Below are 18,908 nucleotides of genomic sequence, written 5' to 3' on the forward strand. Positions count from 1 at the left end.
CGCCCAGCCCCGCGGCTCTCCGTCGCTGTGGTTCAGAAGCGGCCGGACACGTACTCGTCGTCCGAACCGTTCGCGACGGTCGTGACGGTGTAGAGGTCGCGGGCCGCGTCGCGTCGGCCCTGGTCGTGGTCGTACTGGACCTTGAAGACATAGGTGCCGGGGTCGAGGGTGACACCCGACTTCAGCGTGATGACGTACCCGATCTGGTCGGCGGTGGCGTTCTGGCCCACCACGACCTTGTCACCCAGGGAGGACCAGGCGCCCGTGCTCGCCACACCGCCGGTCTGGATGACGCGGACGACGACCTTGAGCGAGGTGATCGGCTTGGTCGACCTGACGGTGACGGTGCTCTGGTCCCAGTACTCGTTCGAGTCGGACTCCACGCTCCCGTCCGCCCACAGATAGCCGGACGTCGACCCGGAGTCGGTGTTCTGGGTGGTCGTGGACTGCTTCTCCTCGGTGCCGGTCGTGCCGGTCGTGCCGGTCGAGCCCGTCGAGCCCGTCGAGCCGGAGGTGTCGCCCGTGGTGCCGCCCGTGTCGGACCGGGCGCCGGTGTCCGGTGCCGAGTCCGCCGCGCCGCCCGAACCCGCTCCGCCGCTGACCGGGACGTAGACGACCTCGGGGTCGTCCTTGCCCTTGTTCCCGTCCTCGGCCCGGTCCGTCGGCGACGGGTTCGCCGCCGCCTTCTTGGTGTCGCCGGGGACGGAGTGCTCGTCGGCCGGTTTGTCGGCCGCCGTGGTCACCTTCTCGGACGGGTCACCGCTCCAGTCGATGGCGGCCACGGCCGTGGCGGAGCCGGCGATCACCAGGACCGCGGCGGCGGAGCCACCGATCGCCTTCCACACCCGGCGGCCGGGCAGGAAACCGCGGAGCGGGACGCGCGTCCTGCGGGCGAAGAGGTCGGCGAACTCGCCGTCCCTGCGGTCGCTTCGGTCGGGTGAGTGCGGCATCGGGTGGTCCTTAGGGGTGGGTCCGTGCGGGTGGGCGCGGGGACGGATGGGTGGGAGGGCGGTCGGTCGGGGCGCCGGAACGGTCGGTGGACTGGCCTCGGACGTTCACGGGGCCCGGCTAGAGGGTCTGGGGGATGTCCTCCGGCCGGAGGGTCATCACGTCGGCCTCCGAGGCCTCGGGGAGTTCGGCGACGCGGTACGCCTGGCGTTCCGTCATGGCCTGGAACAACTGGCGTGCCGTACGGCCGTTGCCGAAGCCGCGGTCGCGGGGCATGGCGTCGAAGCGCGTGGTGAGCGCCGTGAGGGCGTCCGGAGTCAGTTCGTACTGGTGCTGGGCGGCCTGGTGTTCGACGATGCTGACCAGTTCGGCGCCGCTGTAGTCGTCGAAGAGCAGGGTGCGGTTGAAGCGGGAGGCCAGGCCGGGGTTGGAACGGACGAAGACCTCCATCTCCTTGAGGTATCCGGCGACGATGACCACCACGTCGTCGCGGTGGTCCTCCATCAGCTTCAGCAAGGTGGCGACGGCCTCCTGACCGAAGTCGTTGGACCCGGCGTACTGGGTGAGGGAGTACGCCTCGTCGATGAACAGCACGCCGCCCCGGGCCTGCTGGAAGACCCGGGTGGTCTTCGGACCGGTGTGGCCGACGTACTCGCCGACCAGGGCGGAGCGGTCGGCCTCGACCAGGTGGCCGCGCTCCAGCAGTCCGACGGCGGCGAGGATACGGCCGTAGAGGCGGGCGATGGTGGTCTTGCCGGTGCCCGGGTTGCCGGTGAAGACGAGGTGGCGGCTGAGCGGGGGCGGGACCAGGCCCATCTCCTCCCGGCGGCGGACCATCTGCATCAGTTTGACCAGGGACGAGACGTCGTTCTTGACGCGCTCCAGACCGGCGAGACCCTGGAGTTCGGCGAGCAGGTCGTCGAGGGTGTCCTCGGCGGGTGCCTCGGTCTCCCGTGCGGTGGTCCCCGAGCCCGCTGCCTCCGGGCCCCCGGCCGAGGAGAGGGCCTGTTCGGCGCCGGTCGGCAGGGACGGGTTCTTCACGTCCCGCGCGACGCAGTCGTCGAACACCGGGCGGGCGCCCTTCTCCAGCGCCACGTCCTCCTCGCAGTCGCGGACCAGACAGCCGCGCAGGACGGGCGCCCCGCCCGTCGAGACGTGCAGGGCGGGGAAGGCGGCGCCGTCGGTGCCCGCGCCGCTGAAGACGCACTCCTCGAAGGTGCCGCGGGCCTTCTCGCCGACGAACAGACTGTTCTTGCCGGTCCGGGCCACCGTCACGGCCCGGATCCGGGGTTCGGCGCGGGGGCCCACGACGACGCCGGAGCCGTTCGCGTCCCGGACCGTGCAGCCCTCGACGCTCGGGGTGGCGCGCTCGCCGATGACCAGGCCGGCCGTGCCGGTCCCGCTGATCCTGCAGTCCCGCAGCACCGGGGCCGTCTCCGTGCCGCAGGAGATCCCGGCCCGTTCGACGCCGACGACATCGCACTCCTCCAGGACCACGGTCCCGGACGACTCGGTGGTGATCCCGGCCCGGCCGCGCACCACGGACAGCCCGCGCATCCGCGCCTCGGCGGCCCCGTCGATCCGCACCCCGGACAGCCCGCAGTCCGAGATCCGGCCGCCCTCGACGGTCAGTCCGGCCCGGTCGGTGGCCCGGATGCCGTGTTCGGCGGAGGAGCCGATCCGGCAGGCGGTGAGCGTCACCCGGGAGTCGTCGCAGGCGTGCACCGCGCTGAACGAGCACGCCGTCAGGTCGCCGGCGTCCACCCGCACCTCGGAGCGGCCGCCCGCCAGCAGCCCGTTCGCCCGGCTGCCCGTCACCGAGGTGCCCTCGGCCGACAGCCGGGCCGTGCCCCGGGCCACCAGACCCGAGCCGTGCGCCCCGTCCACCTGGCAGTCCACCAACTCGGCGCGGCCCTCGTCCTCCACGCTCACCCCGGGCCCCGAACCGTCCCGCAGCCGGCAGCCGAGCAACAGCACATCGCCGCCGCCGGAGACGGCGACCCCGTCCCCGCCGGCGCGCAGCACCTCGCAGCGGGCGAGCACCACACCGCCCTCGCCGGACTCCCGGTCCCCGGAGGGCGGGGTGGACCGCGCCGAACTGCCCAGCACCCGTACGCCCTCGGCGGCCGTCTCGGCCACCCGGCAGTCCCGCGCGGTGACGGAGGCGTCGTCCTCCACCAGCAGCCCACTGCGCCCGGTGCCGGAGATCCGGCACTCCCGCAGGGCCACGCGGGCGCCGCCCCGGGCCCGGAGGCCGGACCCGGCGACCCGTCGTACCGTCAGCTCGTCGGCCTCGGCGGTGCCCCGGGAACCGACGACGACACCGGTGCCCTCGACGTCCTCGACCACGACCCGGGTCAGCCGCGCCGACCCGGTGCTGTTGAGGTGCACGGCCGCCAGCTCGGCGCCCGTGACGCGGCAGTCCGTCAGGGCGAGCGACGCGTCCCCGCCCGCCTCGACGCGGCCGCCGGACACCTCGCAGCCGTCCAGCTCCAGATCCCCGGCGTCCACCAGCACGGCGGGCAGCCCGGGGTCCTGGCCGACCAGGACGAGGTCCTCGACGCGTACGTCCCGGGCGGCGACCTCCAGCACCGGGCGGCCGGGGGAGGCCGCCAGCAGGCGTACGGCGTGCCGCGCGCCCGCCTCCGGCACCAGGAGCACCGCGCGGTCGATCAGCAGGTGTTCGACGTACTCGCCGGGGGCGACATGGATCTCGTCGCCGTCGCGGGCGGCGCGCAGGGCGGAGGCGATGCTGCGATGGGCGCCGCGTCCCTTGGGGGCGACCCGGTGCACGGTGGCGGTGGGGATCACAGGAGTTCCGTTCCGTCGGGCAGGGCGACCGGGTCGATGGTGAGCGGCTGCGGAGGTGTGGGTGCCGGGATCGGCGTGGTGAGGGCGGTACGGGTGGTCGTCGTCGGCGGGGTGCTTGCCTCGGGCGGGAACGCGCGCGACGGCTGGATGTCGGCGCCCTGGTTGTTGAGTTTGTAGTTGAGGGTGCCCGCGCCCAGTGCCTCGGCGATCTGCCAGATCAGCTCGCCGGGGCCGCCGCGGTGGAAGACCCGGGAGCCGGCGGCAGCGTGCCAGCTGTAGCGCAGGAGACCGCTGGTGACTCCCGCGAAGGCGCCGCTCGCAGCGCCCCACGCACCCGCTTCGAGCGCGTCGACGCCGGTGCGCTTCTGGCCGTTCACCCCGAACACGGCCGCGTTGACGGCGTTGTTGACGAAACCGGTGAGGACACCGACGCCCAGGTTGTTGAAGAAGTCGTAGGAGCCGGAGCGCCAGCGGGTGGGGTTCTCGAACACGGTCCACTCGCCGTCCCAGTCGTCGCTGGAGGCGAGGGGGTGGCGGTGCCAGTCCTGTCCCTGGTCGAGGTTGGTCAGGCCGTACTTGAGGTAGCCGAGGCGGGTGGTGTCGTAGGCGACGTTGACGCCGACGCGGATGCCGCCGCCGATCGCGCCGTTGAGCGCCGCCCGCTGCAGGGCCGTGATCGGGTCGAACTTCGTGTTGCCGATGTCCGCGGTGATCGCGGACACGGCGAAGCTGGTGCCGAACTCGATGAGGTAGCCCATGGTGAAGTCGGTGACGGCCTTGCGGAGCTGGTGCCGCCACATCGGCATGGCGGCCGAGGAGCCGTCCTCGACGCCGGTCCAGATCTCGTGGAACACGTCGCGGAACTCACGGTTGTAGCCGCGCAGCTCGGTGGTGTAGCCGCGGAAGTCGACCTCGCGCCCGACCAGCCGCCAGCTGCGGTGCCCGTCGAGGCCCACGTCGCCGCCGACCTTGGGCAGGCTGCTGATCTCGGGCAGCTTGGCGATGTCGAAGTTGGACCAGCGGCCGAAGGCGTCGGTGACCCAGACCCGGCCGGTGATGGTGCGCTGGGCCACCAGTCGGCCGTCCTGGTACTCGCGCCACTGGTTCCACACCGGCTCCGACTCCCGGAAGCGGCCCTCGACCCCCTCCACCGGATCCCGGCGGCGGAACACCTTGCCCATGTCGAACTCCTGCCAGACCTCCCGGTTCACGGTGGCCGACACATCCGGCTCGAAGTGCCGCGCGGAGCGCGAGAGGAGGTCGGGCACGGAGATCCGCCCGGACTCCACGGGCGGCGGAGCGCCCCGCTCGTTCACCGTGTACGCGTACTCGCGGACCCGGCCGCCGTCCCGGAACCGTACGGCGTCGGTGCCGATGTGGTCGGTCCAGCGGCCCTTGGCGAGGTCCTGGTAGGTGCGGACGCCCCGGGACTCGACCGTCCCGTCGGCGGCGACCTTCCGCCAGGACCAGGTGCCGTCGGACTCGCGGGTGGCGTCGACCCAGAGGGAGCCGTCGCCGGTGGCGTTGCGCTCACGTACGGCGTCGCCGCGACCGCCGCCGGGCAGCCGCTCGAAGTCGATGAACGAGTCGTCCCAGGTGCTGGTGTGCACCAGGGAGCCCCGGTTCTGGATGCGGACACCCTCCGTGACCTGCCCGTCCGGCCCGGTGGCCGTCCACGTCCAGTGGTCCTTGCGGGGGTCGCCGTGCGACTCGACGTACAGCTCGCCCCAGTGATCGCGGCGGCCCGTCGTCTGGAGCTGGGTGTTCTTGTCGACCCACACCCCGGACACGTCGTCGGCGCCGATGCCGCGCGCCGGGTTCTCGGCGAGGTACTCGCGCACCCCGGTGCCCTGGGAGCGCAGGGACAGCAGCTCGTTGCCGTCCGCGTCCTTGAACACGTCCACGAAGCCGCCGTCGGCCGAGACGTACCGGGTGCCGGTCGTACCGCTCTTGGTGTCCAGCCAGGGCAGCTCGTACGCGTGGGCCGTGCCGTTCCACTTCGGGGCCGGGGCCCACTGCTTGGGGTCGGTGGCGCTGCGGCCCACCTCGACGACATTGCCGTTCTCCAGGGTGCGGGTCTCGCGGACCACCCGGCCGAACTGGTCGATGTCCTGCCAGCCGCGGCCGGCGTGCGCGACCAGCCGGACCCCCCGCAGCTTGGCGCCGTCGGCGGCGGTCTCCGTCCACGTGGACACCTGGAACATGGAGTCGCCGGTGACGAAGTTCCGGAAGAACCCGTCGAACCGGCCGTGGCCCGCACGTGGGTACCAGACGGCCGCCGGCAGACGCTGGTCGGAGATCCGGGCGACGTGCAGGGTGCCGCCGTCCGCCAACTGCGCCATTTCCTCGGTGAGTTCGTCGATGAAGTCGATCGGCTTGTTGTTGGGGCCGACGGCGGTGTGCAGCACCGGGTTGGTCCGCATTCCACCGGGCGCGGGGCCGGACAGCAGCGGATGCTCCAGGTACTGGCGGGAGCCGTGGTAGCCGTTCAACGGCCAGACGTCGCCCCGCCGCTGGGCCACGGCACGCTCCCCGGTGGCCGGGTCGAGATAGGTGTCCTTGTAGCCGATCCTGGTCCACGACCAGTCGCGGGAGCCGTGCAGCACCTCGGTGCCGTCCTTGTCGAACCGCGTCCAGACCCAGCTGCCCTCGGTGTTCTTCTCCGCCCGGATCAGACCGCCGTCGAGGGCCTTGGTGTAGGTGCGCACATCGAGGACGTCCACCGGGGCCCAGCGGTAGGGGAGCGTGTCGTGGTACGTGCGGCGGTCGCCGTCGAAGATCCGCTCCCCGGCGCGCAGCCTGTTGCCGGCCTCGTCGAACTCCGTCCAGCGCGCCCGCCCGAACCGGTCCAGGTCGAGGTGGAGGACATGCCCGTTGCCGAGCACCTCACGCTCGAACAGCGTCACCTTGCCCTCGCCGATCAGCTTGTACTGACCGGTGGCGGACTTCTCCACCTTCGCGGTGTCGAAGCGACCGGTGAGGGGGGTCCCCGCATCGTCGAGCCGTACGGCCGTGCCGCCCGCGTGGTCGATCTTCCACAGTTGGCCGTTGACCTTGCCGCCCTTGACCCGCACGGCGACGGTCTCCTCCACCAGCTTGCCCGCCGGGTCGAACACCGCCCGCTCCATCGGCTGGGCGCCCTTCACGGTGGGGACGAGGGCGACGTCGCCGTTGCCGAGCGTCTCCGCACGGAAACCGGGGAGAGGGCGGCCCGTCGAGTCCAGCACCTGGGGTGCGCCGCCGGCCTCGAAGCGCAGGACGCCCCGGTCGCCGGGCAGGTCGACGTCCCGGAAGGCGTGCACGCCCTCCGGGCCGTAGTGCCAGCGGGTGGTGCCGGCCGTATCGGTGAGGGCGAGCCCGCCTCGCAGTTCGGTGCTGGGGGAGACGGAGAAGAGGTCGTCGGCGGGGCGGGCGCCCACGAAGTCGACCGTCGTCGGGGTCCAGGGCCCGCCGTCCACCGAGCGGCCGGTGATCCCCAGCTTCAGCCCGTCCACGTCGGCCGGCCCGCCCCGCAGGACGACCTCCTGGTGGACCAGCGAGCGGTTCGCGTCGAAGCCCAGTGTCAGGTCGGACGGGTCGTGACGCACGGTGTGGCGGCTGCCGCCGGGGCCGGCGTGCGGGGTCGGCGTGACCGTGAAGTCGCCGAGGACGCGGCCCGTGGGTGTCGTGGACCGCAGGTCTTCCAGGCGGGTCGCGAGCGGCAGGTCCAGATACCTGTCGAGCGCGCCGACGGCCCCTCGCCGCAGCCCCAGCCGGGCCTGTCCGGTCATCTCCCGCAGCTGTCCGGCGAGCAGGTCCGGGCGAAGCCCGAACCGGTCGAGCGACGCCGTGGCCTCGTCCGCCAGCCGCTGTACACCGGTCAGGTCCAGCCCCTGGAAGGCATGCGAGTCGGGAGCGGCGTGCAGGAAGTCCAGGGCACCGGCGATGCCCGACAGGTCGACCGGGTCGCCCTCCGGGACCCTGCGCAGGCCCGAGGCCTCGTCGAGCGTGCGCTCGAAGATGCGGGCGAGCTCGGCGTTGCTCAACGCGCCGTTCAGAGCCTCGTGCCCCGGGGCGGAGCCGAGCGGGAAGCGTTCGCCCGGGTTGCCGCCGAGGTCGCCGAGGTCGCCGGTACCTCCGAGATCGCCGAGCTCGTCGAGCCGTACGGGCGGGGTGTTCGGCCCGGCCCCCTCGGTGAAGCGGAGGAAGCCTGAGCCCCCCGGATCGGGCAGATCGCGGAAGGCGAGACGGCCGGTGTCGTCGAAGTGGAAACGTGAGCCGGTGACGGTGTCGGTCAGGGTGAAGCCGCCGGGCAGCCGCTCGGACAGCGCGCCGTCCACTCCGGTGAACCGGATGGAGCCGGTGGTGCCGGGAGGACCGATCACATCGACCGCGATCCGCCTGGTGCCGTCCCCCAAGGGGGTGGTCGTCACGTTGAGTCGCATCCCCTGCGGCAACCCGTCGTAGGGGAGCGCGGCCTGCCGCCCGAGGAAGCTGCCGTCCGGAGCGAACGTGAAGCGGGTGCCGCCGGTCGGATCGACGACTGCGAAACGGCCGCTGTCGTCCAGCAGTTCGACCGTGAAGTCGGAGGCGCGGACCGGCCCGGTCGCGCCGGAGGTACGGCCGGTGAGTTCGAGCCGGTACGCGCCCTGGGGCGCCTCGTCGGTCGCCGGGAGGCGCGAGACCCGTAGGTCGAGGTCCGCCAGGTCGTCCACGCCGGACAACGGGATGTGGAACGGCTCGTTCGTGATCGGGGGCTCGTCGTTCATCTGTCTGACGTTGTCGAGGCGCGCTCGGAGGTCGTCCAGCTCGGTGTCCGACAGGTCGCTGACGTCCGAGAGGGAGTCGGTGCGGGGGGAGTCGACGTGCGATGTGTCGAGGTGCGGGGGGTCGAGGCGCAGGGGTTCGACGTGGGGTGAGCCGGCGCCCAGGACGCGGTTGAGTTCCTCGGGAGAAAGGGGCCGTATGTCCCCGGTCAGGTCGTTCCAGAGGTCGTCGACGAGCGTTCGTCGCCGCGGGCTCAGGTCGTCGCCGAAGCCCCGGGGGCTTCCGAGGTCGCCGAGCTCGTCGAGTCGTACGGGCGGGGTGTCCGGCTCGGCCCCCTCGGTGATGCGAAGGAAGCCTGAGCTGTCATGGGCGGGCAGGTCGCGCAGCGCGAGGCGGCCGTCGGCGTCGAAGTGGAAGCGGGCACCCGTGCTCGTGTCGGTGACCGTGAAACCTTGCGGCAGCCGTCCGGAGAGCGTTCCGCCCACGGGGTCGAGCCGGAAGGAGTCGGTGAGGTTCCGCGGACCGGTCAGCTCCAGCACCCTGGTCGTGGTGCCGCCCGAGCCGGGGGCGGTTGTCATCCTGACCCCCAGACCGGACGGACCGTCCAGGCCCGGCAGCGTGAGCGGCAGCTCCCGCGCATGGGCCAGACCGCCGGGTTCGAAGCGCCACACCGCGGCGAGGCCGTCGGGGCCCGGCACGGGCACGCGCACGGTCAGCTCGCTCAGCGCGCCGGAGGCGTCCCGCACCGGGCTGACCGTGGCGCCGGGCACAGGGGCCCCGTCCGGGCCGGTCACCCGGATCGGACGGACGGCGTCGTCGGTGAAGCGCAGCGAGAAGTCGGTGCCGGTCAGCGGCAGTTCCCGGTGCTCCAGGCGCCCCGCGGCGTCGAACTGCCAGCGCACGCCACCCTGCGGGCCGGTGGCGGTGAATCCACCGCCCTCCCGCACGGTGACCGAGGCGTCCGGCAGCCGCGCCGGCCCGCCCTGGGCGGCGAAGTCCAGCACCTCGACGCGGACGGACGCCGGGGCGGCGTCGGTCGCCGGGACCTCCGTGACGCGCAGCCGCAGCCCGGCCACGTCGTCCAGCCCGGACAGGGAAACCTCGCGCACCGAGGGCCCGGGCGGGAGTGGGGAGTCGAACGACTGCCCTCTCAGGGGGGAGACGCTCAGCTCGGGAGCGGGTGCGTGGCGGAGGGTGACGTCCTGTGCGGGGGTGATCCGGAGGAGGGTGACGTCCGGTCCCTCGGTGATCCTCGGCAGGTCGATCCCCGGTGTCCGTGGGGTCAGGGGCAGGTCGGTCGCGGGTACGTGCGGCGCGTCGAGGTTGGTCAGCGGCCGGTTCAACTCGTCCGGCAGCGGCCCCGTGCCGACGCGCGGGGGTGCCGGCGGGGCGGAGGGGACGGCGGAAACCGGCGGCCTGGCGGATGTCACGGGCATGGCGGTGATGTCCTGCCAGACCTGCGGGTGCCGCAGGCCGATCCACTCGGCCTTGTGACGGGCCGCCGCCATCCTCAGGATCGCGTCGGTGCCCTTGTTCTGATGGATGCGCCCGGCGTCCGGATCCCTGGGGAACTCCGTGCGGTACCAGTCCGCGAAGGCGTCCCTGTTCTCCGGCCCGGAGACGAACTCGTTGATCCTCCGGACGCCGGCCGCCCGGTTCCCGCTCAGCTCCGCCAACGGGTCGATGACCACGGACACGGGCGCCTTCTCGTGAGGTACGGCGCCCTTCAGCTCGTCCGGGAGGGAGCGGAACTCGAACAACAGGGCTCGTTCCCCACCGACCGTGGCGTTGTTGATGCCTCGTCCGGCCACCTCGTTGCCGTTCAGGATGTACTGCCTCGCGGCCTTCCACACCGACTCGTCACCGAGGGCGGGGGCCTCGCGCAGCAGTCTCAGTGTCACGGCGCGGTCGCCGGGCGACAAGGAGTCGAGGACCAGGGTCGGCCTGGTCCTGGGCAGTACGGACCACTCGTTCTTCACCGCCGGGTGGGTCAGACCGTGGTAGGGCGGTGCGCCGGGCCAGTCCTCCATCGGGATGCCGTGCCTACGGACCAGGTCGGAGGTGAAGTCGATGACGGACTTCACGTAGGTGTACGCGTTCTCCACCTGCTCGGGCGCGTCGAGCGTCTCCCGGGCCAGCGCCGTCCGCAGTGCGTCGTCGTCGCGGAAGGCGGGCCTGTACCAGTGGGCATGGTCGGCCAGCAGCCTCAGTTCCTGCGTGGCGCGGGAGCCGAAGTCCACGGCTCTGACACCGATCGTGGCCTGCTGCTGGGTGGTCGGCATGGAGACGGAGGGAAGGCCTTCGAGTTCCAGGCCCGTCCCCGCCGCGATGACGTGCCGGTCGCTCGTGACCTGCAACCGGTAGAGCCCGTCGGGGCTGACCAACGACTCCAGCGGCCGGTGGTTGTGGACGCCGAGCCGCTCCTTGAAGACGTCGAGCAGCCACTGGGTCGCGCCGTTGCGCGCGCCGATCGCCCCCTGGTCGCCCAGACGGGAGGGGTAGGTGATCAGCTCCACGGTGTGCGTCTGCCAGTTGCCGGGCTGTGCCATCGGGAGGTCCGCCGGGTTGGCGTACGCGCCCTTGCTCATGTCCTTGGTGACCATGAGCAGGGGTTCGTCGGTGTCGACCTTCGACACGAAGGCGAAGGTCCGGTCCGCGTTCTTCGGGAGTGCGACGACGAACCCGCTGAGCTCGCTCTCGGTGCCGATGGAGGGGGAGGGGAAGGACGTGTCGAATCCCGGCGCCACGGCTCGCGGTGGCCGGGTGGGCACCGGCGCCCCGGGCACGTGTGCCGGGGGAGCGGCCGTGGGAACCGGCGGCGGAGTGACGCGGGGCGGGGCGGGCGGGGGCGGAGCGACCTGCGGCGGGGCCGGAACAGCCAGGTCCTCCAAGGACAGGCGCTCGCCGGTCGGGAGCGGTCCCGCGACCTCGCCCGCCACGTCGTCCAGGACCCCGGTCCCGGGGACGGACGCCAGAGGAAGCCGCTCGGAGGGATTGCCGCCGAGACCGTCGAGGGCCGTCACCGGGCGCGCCGCCGTGTCCGGCACCGTCGTCCCGAACGTGTCCAGCCCGGTCGTCGGCGCCCCGTCCACGGGAAGATCCACGAACCGACCGCTCCGGTCGAACACGAACCGCGTCCCGGTCGCCGTGTCGGTCACCGAGAAGCCGCCCGGCAGCCGCCGCGCCAGATCGCCGTCGAGCCGTACGACGGCGAAGGCGCCGTCGCCCAGCCCCGGCACCGTCAGCCGGTACGTCACCGACTGCGCCCCGCCCGGCAGTTGGGTGAACGTCGTGCTCAGCCGGGACCCGGTCAGCGGGCCGCCGACGGGGCCGGACAGGGTCAGTTGCTCCGACAGCCGCGTACCGTCGAGGTCGAAGCGGCTGACCCAGGAGCCGTCGAGCGACTGCACCCGCACCCCGGTCACCACGCCGAGCGCGCCCCTGACCGGTTCGACGGTCGCACCGCTGCGGAACGGCACCCCGTCCTGGGCGACGATCCGGGGCAGCGACGCCGGCCCGGCGTCGGCGTCGAAGCGTACGAAGCCCGCGTCTCCCGGAAGCCGGATGTCGGTGAACTGCCGGACGTCCCGGGCGTCGAACACCAGCCGTAGGTCACCGGTCCGGTCGGTGAGCCCGAACCCGCCGTTCTCCAGCGGGGTCCGCTGCCACTCCGCCCGGAAGCCGGTCACGCCCGCGAGGTCGGCCGGGTCCACCACCACGGTGTCCGTTCGAGGAGTGGGCGCGTCGAAGCGGTCGAACCGGAAGTCGTCGGAGAGGTAGCCGAGTTCGTCCAGTTGGCTGCCCACGTCGTTCAGGGAGTCGGCGCGGCTGAGCGAGTCGAGGCCGTTCGGTGAGTTGAGGCCGTTCGGTGAGCTGAGGCCGCTCGGTGAGCTGAGGCCGCTCGGTGAACCGAGGCCGTTCGGTGAGCCGAGGTCGTCGAACGTCCCCGCCCCGCCGAGGTCGAGCTGGTCCAGCAGCCGGAGTTGGTCGTCGAGGGAGAGCCCCTGGAAGTCGAGCGCGCCGAGGGCCGGGGTGCCCTCGCCGACGAGGCCCGAGGTGCCCTCGCCGGGGACCCGCAGATCCGCCGCCAGCTCGGGCAGCGGGTTACCGCCCCGGAAGTTGGGGTTGGGGATCCACTCCAGCAGATTGTGCTGGGCGTCCATCCGGTACGCGCCCCGGATGAACTCGGAGGCGATACCGCCGGGGAAGGCGATCTCGTTCTCCGACGCCCAGCCCGAGGCCCGCCAGGCGTCCGGGCCCATGGAACGCTCGAAGGTCCGGCCGACGTCGATACCGCCGGACGCCTCGATCTCGAACTTGTAGATGCCGTCCCAGACGAGGTTCCTGTCGGTCGTGGTGCTGACGAACGCGGACGGCTGGCCGGTCCTGACCATGACGTCGAGGTTGGTCTCCAGCGGATCGCGGACGGTGAACCCCTCGCGGAAGATCTGGTCGAGCGGACGCCTGCCGCCGATCCGCCACAGCGTCTCGTCGGTCGCACGCCAGACCGGGGCCGGGACGATGGCCTGGATGTCGACCGACCGGTCGGCGGCGAAGGCCAGCCGGTCCGGCCGCCCGTCGGCGCCGAACCGGGTGACGGCACCGTCGGGGCCGGTGACCGTGAAGGTCCCGTCGACCATCCGCACCTCGACGCCGGGGACGACCCCGGAGTCCGTCCTGAGCACCCAGGTGACGCTCTGCCCGGGCTCCATGGTGATCCACCGACCGGTGGGCAGCCCGAGGTCGTCCAGCAGGCGCAGTTCACCGGTGGGCAGGACGGCGGCAGGGCCGTCGACCCGGGCCGTCATCACCAGGACGTCCCGGCGGACCGTGTCCAGGTTCATCCCGAGCCGGTCGAACGCGACCCGGGCCCGGCCGAGGTCGAGCCGCGCGGCGCTCAGATCCAGCTCCGCCTGCGCGCGGCTCAGCGGTGGGACGCCGGTCAGCCCGTCCAGTTCGCCGAGCCTGCGCCCGGCGGTGTCCAGCTGCAGCTGGGCGGACTGGGCGCGCAGCCAGGTTCGGAAGCGCTCGGTGGCGAGTCTGCCGGTGGCGCCGCCGGTGACGATGTCCCGCAGGGTCAGCGCGGTGAAGGGCTTGGTGGCCGGGGGAACGGCGACGTCCGTGCGGACCGGGCCCAGGCCGAGCAGCTCGCGCGCGGTGCGGGAGCCGTCGCCGGTGTCGGGGATCAGCCGGGTGAGGTCGTCGAGCCTGATGCCGAGGTCGTCGAGGCCTTCGGCGCCCTTCGTGGCGTTCCAGGTGGGGACGCGGGGGTCGGCCGGCCCGAGGACCTCGATCGTCACCTCGTCCCTCAACCCCACGCGGACGTCGATCGGATCGGTCTTCCCGACGCGCAGGACCACCCCGTCGGGGGTGACGCGCACCAGATCGATCTCGCCGTCCAGGACCTGCCGCACCTGGGACTCGGTCAGTCCGCCCAGCCTGCCGTCGAGGCTCAGTCCGGCCAGGTCGTCGAGGGGCCGGAGCAGACCGGTCGGCGTGCGCTCCATCCCGGTCAGGGCGTCGAGGTCCCGCAGTTCGTCGAGCGCGGTGGGCGGCGGCAGCAGATCGTCGCCGACGCGGCCGGTCGTGGGGTCGAGGAGACGGAGGCGCTGGTTCACGGGGGTGAGGAGGCCGAGGCGCTGCCCGCCGGGGACCGTGCCCACGGGCAGGCCCACCGTGTCGAGGTCGTCGAGCGCGCCGAGCCGTACGCCCAGGTCGTCGAGGCGGCCAGGCATCCGCACGGGGCTCGGGCCCGGCAGCGAGCTGAAGCCCGGGGTGCGGGGCGCCGTCACCGGTGTCACCGAGATGTCGGCCAGCTCGTCGAGGGTGTCGTTGAACTCGGGGGTGCCGGGAACGGCGAGCCTGTCGGAGCCGGTGCCGTCGAACGGGCGCAGGGCGCCGCCCCGGTCGAGGTTCCCGCCCCGCAGGTCCATCAGGTCGCCGGAGAGGGAGCCCGTCCTGGTGAGGAGGCCGGAGCCCTTCGGGGCGAAGCGCAGACCCCGGTCGATGAATCCCATCCGGGCCGCGCCCCGGTACCCGAACCGGGCTATCTCGGAGTACCTCATGGGCAGCAGCGCCGTGGCCGTGAGCCGGCCGAGGCCCATGATCGTGAAGACGCCCAGCTTGGTCGCCATGTTGCCGGCGACGAACGCGGTCGACTGGTGGAAGTCGCGGCTCAGCGCGGACCAGCCCTGCCGGAACGTACCGCGGGCGAAGCCGCCCATGAACCTGAGGGCCGACCCCAGCATCGCGGGCGTCTTCGACAGCACCCGGGGCAGCGCCATGAACGCACCGCCCGCCCGCCCGGCCAGTCCCCCGCCCAGCCTGACCAGCCCCTGCCCCGCCAGGGACAGCAGCCGGCCGGGGGAGGACATCAGCGTCCTGCCGCCCCGGAACAGCAGGCGTCCGCTCGCGGAGAGGGCGCCGCCGAGGGCCTTCGCACCCGAGGAGCCCAGCCGGAACAGTCCACTGAGGGTCGTCAGGCCCTTCGTCGAAGGGAACAGGATCCCCAGGAACGCCAGGCCCAGGCTGAGGGCGTTGCCGTTGCCCGTGGCGTAGTCGAAGAGGGCCTTGGCGAAGAGCACCGCGCCCAGTCCGAAGGCGACCAGACCCAGCGGGCCGCCGATGATGGCCGCGATCAGGGTGATGACCAGCGCGACGATCTCCAGCACCTTGAAGAACGTCGACACGAACCGCTTCCAGAAGCTCTTCTTCGGCTTCTTCACGGGCCTCGACACCAGCCGGGCCGCCTCCCGCAGGGCGTCCTCCAGGATCTTCGCCTCGGCCTGGACCGCGTCCCGCTCCGCGTCGACCTCGCCGCGGGCGCGGGTCATCTCCGGATCGTTGTCGGCCAGCGGCTGACCGCCGACCCGCTCCAGCGCGGCCACGGTGTCCGCGGCGTTCTCGGCCCGGTCCTGCGCGTCCCCGAGGGCGCGGGCGTAGCGGGCGGTGGCGTCGGCGGCCATCTCGAACGAGCGGTTGATGTTCGCCATGTACGTCTTCAGCTCGTCCTTGACGTACGAGCGCAGCGCGTCCGCGGTCCGCCCCTCGAAGCCGCCGTCCTCGGCCTTCGTCAGCAGGGTGTCGAGGCCGCCGCTGACCCGTCCGGCGAGATCGCCGAGGTCGCGCAGCTCCTTGGTGACGCGCTCCATGAGGCCCGGATCTCCGGTCACCGGATTGCCGGTGAAACCGACTCTGCTCCACTCGTCGGAGGTGGCCAACGAATCCTCCACGTGGTCCGGGACTTGGGGTGACGAAAGCAGACGCAGTGGAGCGGCTTGAGAGTTCAAGAAAGTGGCGCACGCCACATTCCCGCCGGTCAGCGTGGTGCGGACGAAAGTTTTTTGAACCATCCGGCCCCGGCGCCTCGTCTACAGGGCGGCTCGGCACCGCCACCCCGGCGCGAGCCGCGGGACCGGCCCGCGTGCCCGATCGCCCGGCACACGGCCCCATCGAGGAAAGGACGGCGGACATGGTGCGCGTCTCCTACGACTACGACCTGATGACCGTCCTCGCGCGCCATCTGTGGCACCTCCGCGACGAACTGGACGTCACCTCGCAGACGGACAAGACGTTCGCCCCCGGGGACGTCGGCCCCCGCCCGGAGACGGCCGAGGCCCTGGAGGACTTCTACGGGGCCTGGAAGAAGTCGTTCCAGGAGGGCTGGCAGGTCATGACCGACCTCGGCGACCTCCTCGACAGGGCGGGCAAGGCCTTCTACGACCAGGACGCCGCCCACGCCGCCGGTGCCGCCCAGCAGGTCACCTCCCAGGTCCGCGACGAGGCGACCCGGCAGAACGACATACGCAAGCAGACACTGGACGCCAAGCGGCGCGAGGCGATGGCCCGCCGTCTGGAGGCCGGCTACAGGACGCAGCAGGCCCGGCTGAAGAAGGAGCAGGACGCCCTCGTCCAGAAGCGGAACAAGCTCGACGAGCGGATCGCGGCCCAGGAGAAGCGGCAGCAGGAGCTCAACAGGAAGCAGGAGGAGCTCGCCGCGAAGCGGGAGCCCCTGTTGAAGCAGCAGGACGAACTCCAGGCCAGGCAGCGGCAGCTGTGGCAGGAGGAGAAGGAACTCCTCCGGCAGCGCGAGGAGAAGCTCCAGGCGCAACGGGACGAACTGCAACAGGGCTACGAGGCCCTCCGCGCGCGACAGGAACCCCTCATCCAGCGGCAGGAGGAGCTCCAGCGCAGGCAGCAGCAGCTCTGGGAGGACGAGAAGGCCCTCCGTGCCGAGCAGGACGCGGCCATGGAGAAGAAGGTCGGCGCCCTCGAACAGGAGCAGAAGGCCTACGACGCCAAGCAGGACGCGCTTCAGCAGAGGCAGGAAGCTCTCTGGAGCAAGCGGGAGGCCCTCTTGTCCGAGGGCGGCGCCACCCGGGCCGACCTCGACGCCTGGCAGCGCGAGCAGGACGCCCTCGACAAGGAACGCGACGCCCTGTGGGAGTCGGAGGGCAAGGGCCTGGAGGCGCGCTGGGACGCGCTGGAGCAGGAGCAGCGCGACCAGCAGAAGGCGTTCGACCCGCTGAACGAGCGGCAGAGGGAGATCGACGCCGAGCGCGACGCGCTGGCCGCCGAGCAGAAGCCCCTCTCCGAGCGGCAGGACGAGCTGCAGCAGAGGCAGAAGGACCTCTGGGCCCTGGAGAGATCCACCCAGCAGGAGGTCGAGGACGCCATGAAGGGGAAGCAGGACGGCCTCGACGCCGACCGCGCCGACCTCCAGTCGCGACTGGCCCCCCTGGACCAGGAGTCGAACGACCTCCAGGCCCGACAGCGGGAGCTGTGGGACGACCAGTCGGACACCGAGGACGAGCAGGCCGCGCTGAACGAGGAGGAGAAGCCCCTGCAGCAGCGCCGGCAGGACCTCCAGGACCGCTTCGGCGAGGAGTACGACAAGATCCGCGACCGGGACTTCGACAAGGACGAGGACCTCGGTCAGCTCCGGGGGATGCGCGGCCAGCTGGACGACCTGCCCCCCGAGGCGTTCGTGCCCAAGGGCTACACGATCGAGGACGAGAACAGCACCACCACGGTGTCGTTCCAGCTCGACGAGAACGGTGAGATCAAGGTCGACAAGAACGGTGACCCCGTCGAGACGACCACCACCGTCACCAACAGGAACACGGGCCTGTCGTACTCGGAGACGTACCACCCGCTCTCCGGCGAGGGCGATTCCGTCACGACGATCCGCAGCTCCGACGGCTCCGTCACCAAGGTCTACACGGACGTCGACGCCGACGGGTCCGCGATGCGTTACGTCACCGACGCGACCGGCCGGGACACCCAGCAGATCTGGAGCAAGGAAGCCGACGGCGACTGGGTGTTGCGGATGGACAAGGAGACCTATCTCGCCTCCGAGGCCGGTCAGCAGGACGCCCAGCAGTTCCTGGACAGGCCTCCCGCGTACCTGACGGTGGAGAACCCGGTGGTCGGCGCCGACGGCCGCCCGTCCGGCGACTCCTCCCCGGGAACCACGACCCGGCTGCAGGACGGGGTCACGCGGACGGACTACACGGAATCGGACGGCTCCGTCCTGAAGGTCGTCACCAACGAGAACACGGGACAGCGCTTCGTCGCCGGAGAGAACAACGAGATCCAGGAGATCTGGCAGCGACGCGAGGACGGGACCTGGTACCTGAAGGAGTCCGTCACCCAGCACGAGCGCTACGGCGACGAACCGCCCCTGGGGACGCTCGGCGAGAACTGGCGCTGACCCCGCGGGCGCCGCCGCGCCCGCCCCGAAGCTCCCGCGCGCTCTTCCCGCGCTGCCGGGTCCATCAACAGAGAACGAGGTGCACCATGCCCAAGAACGTCATCGACGACGAGGAAATCGAGAGCACTGCCAAGAAGCTCGACTCCGCCGTCAGCGACACCCTGGTCCCCCAGCTCTCCTCGCTGCAGGCCGAGGTCGAGAACCTGCTCCAGGGCGGCCTGCTGCTGACGGCCACCAGCCCGAAGATGCAGACCTCCTACGCCAACTTCAACAAGTCGTTGACGGAGGCCGTGAACAACATCACGCAGTTCTCCAAGCAGTTCCGTGACATCTGCAACGCGGTGAACAACCTCGACTCGCAGATCGCCGGCGGCATCCCCGCCTGATCCACCCCGAAGCAGGGTGCCGGCCCCTCAACTCCCCCTCCGTCGGCACCCTTTGGGCAGGGGCGCCCGTCCTTCCCCCGGACCGGCGCCCCTGTCGGTTTCCGCCCTGTCGTTCGAGGGACCGAATGCCGGGAACCGTCTTCTCTCCGGATCACCTGCCAGGAAGATTTCGTTCTCGTCAGTAACCTCAGGTTCTTCTCAGGAACTCTTGAAACATCCAGAAGCGCTCATAGACTCCCAGCGGAACCTCACCTTCCACCCATGAACCGTGAGGCCACCCGGGTACCCGTGCTCAGCCCCTTGCC

Annotated in this window: 5 protein-coding genes; 2 read left to right on the plus strand and 3 right to left on the minus strand. The window is 71.9% G+C overall.

Annotated elements, in window-relative coordinates; translation table 11 throughout:
* Positions 1-32: 32 nt before the first annotated feature.
* From RM704_RS14590 to RM704_RS14600, 3 genes are all read right to left on the minus strand, one after another.
* The gene (locus tag RM704_RS14590; RefSeq protein ID WP_052145803.1) at positions 33-950 is read right to left on the minus strand and encodes a hypothetical protein; all 918 of its coding nucleotides are present in this window, start codon (positions 948-950) and stop codon (positions 33-35) included.
* A 118-nt stretch (positions 951-1,068) separates the two neighbouring features.
* Positions 1,069-3,759: a right-handed parallel beta-helix repeat-containing protein gene (locus RM704_RS14595; RefSeq protein ID WP_033525123.1), complete on the minus strand. Its 2,691-nt coding sequence runs from the start codon at positions 3,757-3,759 to the stop codon at positions 1,069-1,071.
* On the minus strand, positions 3,756-15,725 hold the full coding sequence (locus tag RM704_RS14600; protein ID WP_033525124.1) for an actin cross-linking domain-containing toxin: 11,970 nt from the start codon (positions 15,723-15,725) through the stop codon (positions 3,756-3,758). The genes RM704_RS14595 and RM704_RS14600 overlap by 4 nt, the downstream gene beginning before the upstream one ends.
* Positions 15,726-15,976: 251 nt before the next feature.
* On the opposite strand from RM704_RS14600, the gene RM704_RS14605 reads away from it, so the two are divergent.
* Together RM704_RS14605 and RM704_RS14610 are read left to right on the plus strand one after the other, a co-directional pair.
* Complete coding sequence (locus RM704_RS14605) at positions 15,977-18,217, plus strand: coiled-coil domain-containing protein (protein ID WP_033525125.1); 2,241 nt, start codon at positions 15,977-15,979, stop codon at positions 18,215-18,217.
* Between the two features lie 86 nt (positions 18,218-18,303).
* Positions 18,304-18,603, plus strand: coding sequence for a hypothetical protein (locus RM704_RS14610; protein ID WP_033525126.1), 300 nt, complete (start codon positions 18,304-18,306; stop codon positions 18,601-18,603).
* Positions 18,604-18,908: the final 305 nt, after the last annotated feature.

The sequence above is a fragment of the Streptomyces gottesmaniae genome (assembly GCF_031845845.1).
Classification (GTDB): domain Bacteria; phylum Actinomycetota; class Actinomycetes; order Streptomycetales; family Streptomycetaceae; genus Streptomyces; species Streptomyces akebiae.